Source organism: Streptomyces sp. NPDC127068 (assembly GCF_042724695.1).
Taxonomy (GTDB): Bacteria; Actinomycetota; Actinomycetes; order Streptomycetales; family Streptomycetaceae; genus Streptomyces.
Genome location: NZ_JBHXEN010000100.1, coordinates 1 through 10,286 on the forward strand (window position 1 = coordinate 1; position 10,286 = coordinate 10,286).

The window sequence follows — 10,286 nt, forward strand, 5'->3', positions numbered from 1 at the left end:
TCGGCATCCGTCACATCAAAACGCGCCACACGCGAGTTCTACCAGCCCCACCCAGCACACCACCGAGCCTTGAAGAGATCCGAACTTCGAACAGTGCCTAGGGGGTGTCTTCAAAAGATCTTGGATGGTGGATCATGGTGCGGTGATACGTCGTCATGAACTGTCCGATGCGGAGTGGGCCTTCGTCGAGCCGCTGCTTCCCCGGGAGGATCGGGGCCGCAGGCGGCTGGACGACCGGATGGTCCTCAATGGGATCGTGTGGAAGTTCCGGACCGGGGTGGCCTGGCGGGATGTGCCGGAGCGGTATGGGTCCTGGGCGACGCTGCACACCCGTTTCCGCCGGTGGGCCCTGGACGGCACGTTCGACCGGATGCTGCGGGCGGCGCAGACCAGGGCGGACACGGCCGGGGACGTCGAGTGGCTGGTGTCGGTCGACTCCACGTGCCCACCAGCCCGCGGCCGGAGCCCGTAAAGGGGGCTCCGCACTCCGGCCCTCGGCCGGTCCAGAGGCGGTCTGACTAGCAAGATCCACCTGGCCTGCGACGCCGCCGGGCGACCGCTCGCCTTCACTCTCACCGTCGGGAACACCAACGACTGCACGCGGTTCACGGCCGTCATGGAGGCCATCCGGGGTGCCCAGGAACGGGCGCGGACGTCCCCGGACCCGCCCCGCGCACGTCATCGGCGACAAGGGATACAGCTCGAAGACAATCCGTACCTGGCTACGATGCCGGGGCATTGCCCACACCATTCCGGAACGGGCCGACCAGATCCGCAACCGGGCCCGCCGCGGCAGCCGGGGCGGACGCCCGCCCGCCTTCGACCGCGGGATCTACAAGCGCCGCAACGTGGTGGAACGGTGCTTCAACCGGCTGAAGCAATGGCGAGGCATCGCCACCCGCTACGAGAAGACAGCCGAGTCCTACCAAGCAGCCCTCACCCTGGCATCGCTCCTGATGTGGGCGTGACATTTGAAGACAACTCCTAGACGATGAACGGGCCGCGCGGCACGCGGCGAAGGCGGAGGCCGCCCTCCAAGAGGCCCGCGACGAGAGCTGGACGCCGCCTCGGACTTCCTGACCTTCCTCGCACTGCAGCGGCCGGTGCTGGAGGACCTGATCGGCGACCACCTGCCCACCGCCCACCAAGCCGAGGACGGGTCGGTGTTCACCCCCGACACCTTGCCGTCGGCGCTGATCGCCGCCTCGTCGTTGGACGGGATGAGCCGAGGGGAGGCTGCCGAACTGCTCACCTCCTGGTGGCCCCGTACGTCAACGCGCTGTGGGAAGCGGCGTGGCAGGTCCAGTGGGAGACGCGGATCGACCTGGGAAGAGACTGAGCCGTGCCCCGAATCTGCGGGCCGAGCTGGAGGTATGCGAGCGCTTCCGCAGTCCGCACTCGGCCTTCCTCGGCGGCGACGGACGGTGGACGCAGCCGGACCAGGCGAAGGCCCTGGCCTGGGCGGAGTGGCGTCGATCGGTCTGTCCGCAGTGCCATAACCGGCTGGAGGAGTGGGACCGACAGCGCGGAGGCGACCCGCACGCGTACGTCACCGACACGCTGCGCTGCCCCGGCTGCGAGCTGATCGAGCAGGAACGGGATCACATGCCTCATGACCCCTCGGGTTACGGCGTCAAGAGCCAGCTCGGTCCACCCCACTTGCGCAGGAAGCACACGTAGAGCACTGGCATCGCGCTGGCGGTCGACCGGTCCACCCCTGCGGGACTTCACACCGTCACTGGATCTTGGCCACCTTGCGCAGTGTCGTTACCGGTCGCGGCGTGGGACATGGGTGGACGGTGATCCGGGAGACGGAGACCATCTCCCGGACAGTCGACTCGTATGCGGCGTCACTGCTGTTCGCTGCTTCTCCCGGAGGCCTGGACAGGTGAGGTAGGCGAGGACGGTGGCGGATTCGACCGCCACGTCGTCGATCTTCTTCGCCTTGAGGAAGGCCACATAGCACAGGGAGGGGCTTGGCCCCTCGTGGTCGGCGTGGTGATTCCTCTCAAGGCATTGGCGACCGAAGGGCGCTGTTGGTCCCGGATCCTTCCAGGTTCGGCGTCTTGCGCGCCCGTTCGGCCGTGGCGACCAGGTAGCCCGGCAGTTGGAAGCGGCAGTCGACGCGGATCGGCGCGGCCCCGTGACGTGCCAGCGCCCGGAGCGCGGAGGGGCTGTAGGCCTTGCGGAGGCTGATGACGCCGTCGTGCGCCGTGCACGCGCCGCCGACGAGCAGCAGCAGCGGGACGACCGAGAGAAGGGCCGGGTTCCGCCACGCGTCCACGATCAGCAGCTTGTGGGCGACCCGGGTGCCCTCGGATAGGACCATGCGGACCTGTGCGGGCTGGAGGTGGTGCAGGGACATGGCGAAGACCGCGACGTCCCACGACCCCTCCGGGACGTCCATCTCGGTGGCGTCGAGGATCTGTGAGGCCACTCTCGGGTGATCCGCCAGCGGGCCGCTCCGGAAGGCGCGCACGGAGTCCGGGCTGAGGTCGCTGAACGTCACGTGGGCGCGAGGGTGGTCCCGCAGGAGGTGCTGGGCCAGGTGCCCGCGGCCGGCGCCCAGTTCGAGGATACGCGGCTCGTCCAGGTGTCCGACCTGGGCGAGGGTGAGCCGGGAGAAGGTGCGGTACGCCCGGGATAGCCGCTGGAAGCGGGCGAGGCCGTCGAGTCCGCGGCGGGCGCGTGCCGTCGCGCCGGGTTGGTCGATGAGGTCGATCCACTCCGTCCGGTCGGTCTCGTAGAGGCGGTCCCACCAGGTGGCGTCGGGACCCCCGCGGGGCAGAGTGTCGCTGAGCACGGCAGTTCACCTTGCTTTGTCGCAGAGGGGCGGATCGCTCCGTCCCCGGGGAGCGGGTTGTCTCGTCGGGCGGGGCGGGCTGCGGACTCACTGGGCGAGCTGGCCCACGACGGCTCGGAAGAGGCCGGGTGAGGCCTTGCAGCCGGGGACCAGAAGTGCGCGCGGGACGGTGTGAGAGGTGGCGCTCACCAGACCACGGGTGAGCCAGCGGTAGCGGCGGGTGAGGGGGAGCCACTGCCGCTCGTACTGCGTCGGATCTCCCGCGATCAGGGCCTGAGCTGCGGCTCGGGCCTGGGACAGGGCAAGGCTGATGCCCTCGCCGGTAAGGGCGTCTTCGTAGCCGGCGGAGTCGCCGACGAACAGGATCCGGCCGCTGACGCGCTGTTGGGTGACCTGTCTCAGAGGCCCCGCACCTCGCACAGCGGAAGCGGGTACCGCCGTTTCTAGTCGCCGCCCCAGCTCGGGGAAGCGGTCCAGCAGCATGGCGTAGGCGTCCTGCGGGCCTGGGACGGAGGCGAGTTTGTCCGGGCGGTACAAGAAGGCCACCCCGACCTGATCGGCGGCGACCGGGGTGACGTAGGCCTCCGCCTGTGGACCCCAGGACACCTCGACGCGGTCGCTCCACGGCCGGATACGCCAGTGGCGACGGAGCCCGAAACGTCGTCGGCGGCCCGTCCTGACGGCCATACCGAGCTGACGGCGCATGGGGGAGTGGAGTCCGTCCGCCGCCACGAGCCACCGCGCCCGCAGGCCGAGGACGGTGACGGACGCGGTTTCCTGGGCGATCCCGGTGACCCGGGCCTGTTCGCACCGCACCCCGGCCGACTGGGCGGCGGCGAGCAGCGCGGTGTGCAGGTCGGTGCGGCGCACGCCCAGGCCGTGGCCCTGCGGGAAGGGAGCGTGCGCGCGCCGGCCCGACAGGTCGAGGTAGTCGATCCCCGCGAGCGGTACCCCTGGCGGGTACACCCCCAGGGCGTGCAGACGCCGGACCCCCGCCGGCATGAGCCCCTCGCCACACGCCTTGTCGACCGGGCCCGGCCGTCGCTCGAAGAGCGTGACGGACAGCCCGGCCCGCGCCGCGTGCACGGAGGTGGCCAGGCCGGCCGGCCCGCCGCCCACGACGACGAGGTCGGTGTCGTATCGCGGGCGCGTCACGTGACGGCGCCCAGCGCCGTGTTCTCCACGCGCAGACGTACGGCCAGCACGAAGCCGTTGGCGACGGTGAACAGCAGCGCCGTCGTCCAGGCGTTATGCACGAGGGGCAGTGCCAGTCCTTCCACGACCACCACGACGTAGTTGGGATGGCGCAGCCATCGATAGGGGCCGCGCCGCACGAGCGGGAGCCCCGGCACCACGATGACGCGAGTGTTCCAGCGCGGCCCCAGAGCGCTGACGCACCACCAGCGCACCCCTTGCGCGAGGAGTACGAGTCCCAGCGCCGCCCAGCCCACGACCGGTACGAACGGGCGCTGTGCCAGGCTGACCTCGAGCAGGATGCCCACGAGGAGCAGGGTGTGCACCGCGACCATCGCCGGATAGTGACCGCTGCCGAACTCGACGCCGCCGGCCGCCCTGGCCCACCGGGAGTGCCGGCGCGCGACCACGAGTTCCAGCACCCGCTCCGCGGCCACGGCGGCCACCAAGACCACCAGCCATCCGGGTACGGCCGTGAGATCAGCGTGCATCGCGGTGCTCTCCTCGGTGAGGAGCCGGTGCCGACCCGGGACGCAGGCCAGGTTCAGACAGAGAACACAAGAGCGGCATTTTGACCTCCGAAGCCGAATGACGTGCTCAGCGCGGTGCGCATGGGGACGGCCCGGGGGACGTCGAGGACCACGTTCAGGTCCGCCTGGGGATCGACGCAGGTCGTTCCCGCGACCGGCGGGATCGTCTGGTGTTGCAGCGTCAGCACGGTGACGACCGCCTCGATGGCGGCCGAGGCACCCATGCAGTGACCGGTCATGGCCTTGCTGGCGGTGACGGGCGGAGCCGCCGCGAACACGCGGCCGATCATGGCGGCCTCGATCAGGTCGCCGGCCCTGGTGGCGGTGCCGTGCGCGTTGACGTGATGGATGTCAGCGGGGACGAGCCCGGCGTCCGCCAGCGCGCCGAGCACGGCCGCCTCCGCCCCGCGCCCCTCGGGATGCGGCGAGGTGGGGTGGTATGCGTCCGTGGAGGCCCCGTACCCGCACAGCCGGGCACGCACGGGAGCCCGGCGGTTCCGGGCGTGCTCCAGGGTCTCCAGCACCAGGACGGCAGCGCCCTCGCCGAGGACGAATCCCGTGCGGTCGCGGTCGAAGGGGCGGCAGCCCACCGGACCGCGTGAACCGTCGGACAGCACACCCAACTGGGCGAAGCAGGCGGCGGTCATCGCCGTGCGCACCGACTCGCTTCCTCCGGTCAGCACGACGTCGCAGGTGCCCGCGCGCAGCAGATCGCGGGCCACCCCGATGGCCGTGGCTCCCGAGGCGCACGCGCTGCTGGTGACGAAGTTGGGGCCCTGGGCGTTCACCCGCATCGCCACTTCGCCCGCAGCCATGTTCGGCACACTGCGGGGGAGCGCCCGGGGCGACACGTGCGCTGCCCGGCCCTCGTCCAGCAGGCGGAACTGCTCGCCGTAGCGTTCGATGCTGTTGCTCCCCACCCCGAGCACGACTCCCACGCGGGGTGCGCGCCACTGCGACGCGTCGAGTCGGGCGTCGAGCAGCGCCTGGTCGGCGGCGGCCAGGGCCAGCTGGGTGAAGCGGTCCAGGCGCCTGCTCAGCCGGCCGCCGAGCAGCTGCTCGGGGTCGAACTTCTCCGGGCGGCACGAGCTGTTGACCGGCAGGCCCGTGAGCACGGGGTCCTCCGTCACCTCGGGGCGCGCGGCGCACATCCCCTGCCAGAAGTCCTCGGCCCCTGTCCCCGGTGCGGTGATCAGGCCCACGCCCGTGACCGCGATGTCTCCGGGACGCGTCTCGCCGTTCACCATGGGAGACTCCGAAACGGGAGGGAGTCCAGGACGCGCGTCGGACGGATCACGGCGTGCGAGCTTCCCGCGCCGCCGACGCCACGTCGACGGCGGGGCGGCGCTCCCCGGCGGCGGTGGTCTGGATGATTTCCGCGGCCCGGCCGAGCGTGGTCTCCGCTGTGACCCCGTCCAGGTCGGCAGGCAGATCGATACCCAGATCCGATTCGAGCGTGACGATCACTTCGATGAGGGTCAGGGAATCCACCTCGAGTTCGCGAAAGGTCATCTCCGGACGGAGCGAATCGGGATCACGGTCGATCTGGTGCGCCAGAACAGAGATCAGCTGCTGCTGCATCTCCTCGGGAGAACTGTTCACATGTGGCTCCAAAAGATATGAGCTGTCATCGAAATGATCCCGGATCACTCGTCGAGGGAATGTGGCGTGATGAAAGCCGTCCTTCGCCTACGGGCCTCGGTCCGCCGATGGGAACCGATCCGCCGACGGGCGTGGGTCGTCGGAATCACCACCGAAGGAGGACCAGCTCGCTGGCGAAACCGGGGCCCATTGCCAGCATCAGACCGACCGAGCCGTTCGCGGGCGCGGATTCCAGCGACATGCGCAGCACGTCGAGTACGGATACGGAGGACATGTTTCCGTGCGCGGCCAGTGACTGCCGGGAGTGGGCCAATGCCTGCTGCGGCAGCTCGAAGGCGCGCTCGACCACGTCGATGACCTTGGGGCCGCCGGGATGGCACATCCACCGACCCACCTGGTCCGGTGCCAGCCCGTGATCGGCTAGGAAGGCGGCCACGTCCTCGGGGAGCCCCTGTTCAGCGATTCGCGGTACGTCGGGCGAGAGCACGAGGGTGAAGCCGTTGGCGCCGATGCGCCAGCCCAGCGCGTCCGTGCTGTCGGGGTAGAGACGGCTTCGCGTCGCCAGTACGTGTGGCCCCGCGTGAGAGCCGCCCCGCTGCTCGCCGAGCATCACCACGGCCGCCGCACCGTCGCCGAAGAGGCTGGCGGCCACCAGGCCGGCCATCGACCGGTCCTCGTGCTGCACGGTCAGCGAACAGAGCTCGACAGCGAGCAGTACACCGACCTGGCCAGGAAAACCCCGCAGGTAGTCGTGTAGGCGTGCCACGCCCGCGGCGCCCGCCGCGCATCCCAGACCGAACAGCGGTACCCGTTTGACGTCTTCCCGCAGCCCGACCCGCTGAGCCAGCCGTGCCTCCAGCGACGGCACGACCAGACCCGTCACCGTGGTGCTGAAGACGACATCAACCTCGTGCGGCGCGATCCCGGCAACTGCCAGCGCATCCCGTAGCGCCCGCTCGGTCAGTTGCATCGCGTGTTCCAGCCACGTGTCATTGCTGTGGGTGAATCCGGCCAACGCAGGATAGTCCTCCACCGGCAATGCCACATTGCGGGTGCGCACCCCCGAATTGGCAGAGATCTTGGACAGGACCCGTCCTGCTTCCGGCCTGTCCTTGAGAACCCCTTCGGCAAACGCGGAGGTGAGAAGATCCTGTTCGTAGCGATGTTCAGGGACGGTGACTCGCACTGCCGCGACGCGTGGGCCGCCGCTCGTCCCCGGGGACGGTGGCCGCCCGGAAAGATCAGGCCCAGCGCTCATACATCGCTCCTCTACCACGTTCGGCTCCGCTGCACTGTAGAGACCGGCAGACCAAAGAGCACGGCAAACCGCCGCCCGGACACGGGCCCGTTCTCCTCCTCTGTCCGACCCGACCGCAGGGCCTGGTCATAGGAAGTACAATCCGGCCGCAATTCGCCACACCAGAAACCTTCCTGACGCGTTCCCGCATCGTGCCAAGGCACAATTCGTAACTCCGGACGAACCGTGGGCCCGGATGTTTCAGCCGAGTGAGACCTGTGCACGGATAACGGCCACGCATTGCGTCAGGAGAGAGATGGCCAAGGCCATGCCCGCCCAAATGCTTTCGCAGCAGCAGCAGCAGCAGCGGAGGCGAGCGTGGGCCGTGCTTTGGCTCACTCTTCTGTGCACCGTCGTCTGCACGTTCGTGGCGGTCGAAACCTGGAAGGTCATGGTCAGCGGTGGCTTCGACGCCGACGGCACGGAGGCCACCCAGGCCGACGCCCTGCTGCGCCGGGATCTGACCTCGGGCCCGCCCGATCTCACGTTCCTGATCGGCTCCAAGGACACCTCCGTTGACGCAACCTCGGTGCGAGTGACAGCGGCCGGCTTGACCCAGCGCCTGCGCGGCCAACCTGGAGTCGCGTCCGTGCACTCCTACGGGGAACCTCGCGACCCGGCCCAGCACTCCCCGTCCGCCCGCTACACGGTGATCACCGCGCTGCTGGCCGGCGACGAGAACCAGCGCGTCGCCACGGCCCGCCGCGTCGTGCCGCTCGTCACCGGCGACTCCCCGGGCGTGCACGTCGGAGCCACCGGTCCCGCGTGGACCAGCGCCCAAGCCACCGATGGCAGTGCGCGCGACCTCCTGAAGGCCGAACTCCTGAGTGCGCCACTGGTGCTGCTCGCCCTTGTCGGTGTGTTCCGATCGGTGATCGCCGCGCTCGTTCCCCTGGCCGTCGCCGCCGTCGCCGTCGCCGTCACACTGGCCCTGCTACGACCGCTCGCGGCACTCGTCCCGCTGTCCGTGTTCTCCACCAACCTCACCGCAGCCCTCGGCTTTGGCCTCACCGTCGACTACTGCCTCTTCCTCGTCACCCGCTACCGAACCGAGCGCACCACCGGCAGCGATCCGCGGCACGCGGTCCGCACGACGCTGCAGACCGCCGGGCGCGCCGCTGCTTTCTCCTCCGTCGTCATCGCCTCCGTCATGGCGGCCCTCCTGTTCCTCCCCCTCCCCTTCCTGCGCTCCATGGCGTACGCAGGAATCCTTGTCGCACTGTGCGCGGCGGCTGCCAGCCTCGTCGTCGTGCCGAGACTCCTCCTGCTCCTCGACCACCGCCTCGTCCGCCCGGCACACACCGGAAGCGGGCCACCGCGCGACCCGTTGCGCGCCGGACGGTTCTGGCCGGCCACCGCGCGAGCCGTCACTCGCCGCCCCGCCGTGTGGGGAGCCGGTGCTCTGCTCGTCCTGACCGGATTGCTCGTGCCTGCTCTGCACCTGCAACCGGGGCCCGTCGACGAACGGATCCTGCCGAGCAGCACTGAAGCACACGCCGTGGCCGACGCCCTGCGGGAAGCACTGCCCGACACCCAGGGAAGCACGCTAACCATCGCACTGCCCATGAGCTCCTACGCGCACCACGCGAACGGCTGGGAGCGCTACGCGCGCTCCTGGTCCCGGGCGCAGCCCGACGGGGCCATCACCACCCCTCGCGCCCGCTACCGGGCGGGTCGCACGGTCGGTCCTGGTGACCCCACCATGCAGCGGTCCAGCGGTGCCTGGTTCAACGCCGTCGTTCCCCACCCGCCCGAAAGCAGCGCGGCCGCCGACGCCGTGCAACAGGCCCGAGAGCTCGACGCGCCGGGTGGGCACATGGTGGGCGGGAACGCCGCGCACTTCGACGACACGCAGGACGCTCTGCGCCGTACTCTGCCGGCGGCAGCCCTCGTCGTCACCGCCGGCACGGTGTTCCTGCTGTTCTGCTTCACCGGAAGCGTCTTCCTGCCCCTCAAGGCGGTCGTGGTGGCCGCGCTGAGCATGTCCGCCTGCTTCGGCGCGGTGACCTGGGTCTTCCAGGACGGCCGTCTCGGCACCGCGCTCGGTGCCTTCACCGTCACCGGAACCGTCAACGTCAGCATTCTGATCCTGCTGTTCTGCGTCGCCTTCGGACTGTCCATGGACTACGAGGCCTTTCTCCTGTCGTGTATCCAGGAGGAGTACCGAGCTTGCGGCGACAATCGCCTCGCCGTCGAAACCGGTATCGCACACACCGGACGCCTCGTCACCGTCGCCGCCCTCGCCGTGGCGACCGCCATGGCGGGCCTCGCCACCTCCGGCATCACCCTGCTGAAAGTCCTGGGATTCGGACTCACGGTCGGCGTCGTCATCGACGCCACCCTCGTCCGCACCATCCTCGTACCGGCTGCCATGTGCCTGGCCGGCCGGGCCAACTGGTGGCCCCGAGGCCGCTCCGTCCCCTCCCCGTCCACGCTCCCACCGGACGCTGAAGTGAAGAAGCAGGCGGGTGACATGCCGGTACCAAGCCTTCCCCGGTAACACGTGGGGGAGGGGCTGTTGGTGTATGGGGTGGTGGCTGGTCTGCTGCGAGGCTGATTGGGTGGTTCGGTCGGGGTGATCGGGGGTGTGTGGGCTGGGGTTATGCGTTGAGGGCGGATGGGTCTGTTGTAGGTAGCTCTAGCCTGTAGTGGATCGTTTGGTGTTTGCGCTTGTGAGCAGGCGGTGGGTGGGCGTCAGCGGAATCGTGGAGTGGATGTCCTGGTAGCGAGTGCAGGACGGGGTTGTGGTCGCTGTCATGGCGTGGCTAAGAACTCCTATCGGAATGACTTCAGGCGTCGCCAGCAGATGAGTGCGCATCCGAGGGTGAGGAAGGCTTCGTGGATGTCGTCGCGTATCTCC

Annotated in this window: 7 protein-coding genes and 1 pseudogene; 2 read left to right on the plus strand and 6 right to left on the minus strand. The window is 69.6% G+C overall.

The features are described from left to right. The first annotated feature begins 124 nt into the window (after positions 1–124). Positions 125–968, plus strand: a pseudogene (locus ACFWIA_RS34570) (IS5 family transposase). A 1,040-nt stretch (positions 969–2,008) separates the two neighbouring features. Here ACFWIA_RS34570 and ACFWIA_RS34575 read toward each other — a convergent pair. From ACFWIA_RS34575 to ACFWIA_RS34600, 6 genes are all read right to left on the minus strand, one after another. Further along, complete coding sequence (locus ACFWIA_RS34575; protein WP_387011235.1) at positions 2,009–2,803, minus strand: class I SAM-dependent methyltransferase; 795 nt, start codon at positions 2,801–2,803, stop codon at positions 2,009–2,011. An 87-nt stretch (positions 2,804–2,890) separates the two neighbouring features. Then, positions 2,891–3,958, minus strand: a complete 1,068-nt coding sequence (locus ACFWIA_RS34580) for an NAD(P)/FAD-dependent oxidoreductase (protein WP_387011236.1) — start codon at positions 3,956–3,958, stop codon at positions 2,891–2,893. Next, the gene (locus ACFWIA_RS34585) at positions 3,955–4,488 is read right to left on the minus strand and encodes an isoprenylcysteine carboxyl methyltransferase family protein (RefSeq protein WP_387011237.1); all 534 of its coding nucleotides are present in this window, start codon (positions 4,486–4,488) and stop codon (positions 3,955–3,957) included. Before ACFWIA_RS34585 ends, ACFWIA_RS34580 begins: the two co-directional genes overlap by 4 nt. Positions 4,489–4,541: 53 nt before the next feature. Beyond that, positions 4,542–5,774, minus strand: coding sequence for a beta-ketoacyl-[acyl-carrier-protein] synthase family protein (locus ACFWIA_RS34590; protein ID WP_387011238.1), 1,233 nt, complete (start codon positions 5,772–5,774; stop codon positions 4,542–4,544). A 46-nt stretch (positions 5,775–5,820) separates the two neighbouring features. Next, on the minus strand, positions 5,821–6,108 hold the full coding sequence (locus ACFWIA_RS34595; protein WP_387011239.1) for an acyl carrier protein: 288 nt from the start codon (positions 6,106–6,108) through the stop codon (positions 5,821–5,823). 166 nt (positions 6,109–6,274) lie between these two features. Beyond that, positions 6,275–7,387, minus strand: a complete 1,113-nt coding sequence (locus ACFWIA_RS34600) for a type III polyketide synthase (protein WP_387011240.1) — start codon at positions 7,385–7,387, stop codon at positions 6,275–6,277. Between the two features lie 295 nt (positions 7,388–7,682). Between ACFWIA_RS34600 and ACFWIA_RS34605 the strand changes: the two genes are divergently transcribed. Next, positions 7,683–9,926 (plus strand): MMPL family transporter, encoded by a 2,244-nt coding sequence (locus ACFWIA_RS34605; protein WP_387011241.1) that lies wholly within the window; start codon positions 7,683–7,685, stop codon positions 9,924–9,926. The last annotated feature ends 360 nt before the right edge of the window (positions 9,927–10,286 follow it).

Coding starts and splice junctions, on each gene's coding strand:
- ACFWIA_RS34585 (WP_387011237.1), bottom strand. CDS start 4,488: ATGCACGCTGATCTCACGGCCGTACCCGGATGGCTGGTGGTCTTGGTG.
- ACFWIA_RS34590 (WP_387011238.1), bottom strand. CDS start 5,774: ATGGTGAACGGCGAGACGCGTCCCGGAGACATCGCGGTCACGGGCGTG.
- ACFWIA_RS34595 (WP_387011239.1), bottom strand. CDS start 6,108: ATGCAGCAGCAGCTGATCTCTGTTCTGGCGCACCAGATCGACCGTGAT.
- ACFWIA_RS34600 (WP_387011240.1), bottom strand. CDS start 7,387: ATGAGCGCTGGGCCTGATCTTTCCGGGCGGCCACCGTCCCCGGGGACG.
- ACFWIA_RS34605 (WP_387011241.1), top strand. CDS start 7,683: ATGGCCAAGGCCATGCCCGCCCAAATGCTTTCGCAGCAGCAGCAGCAG.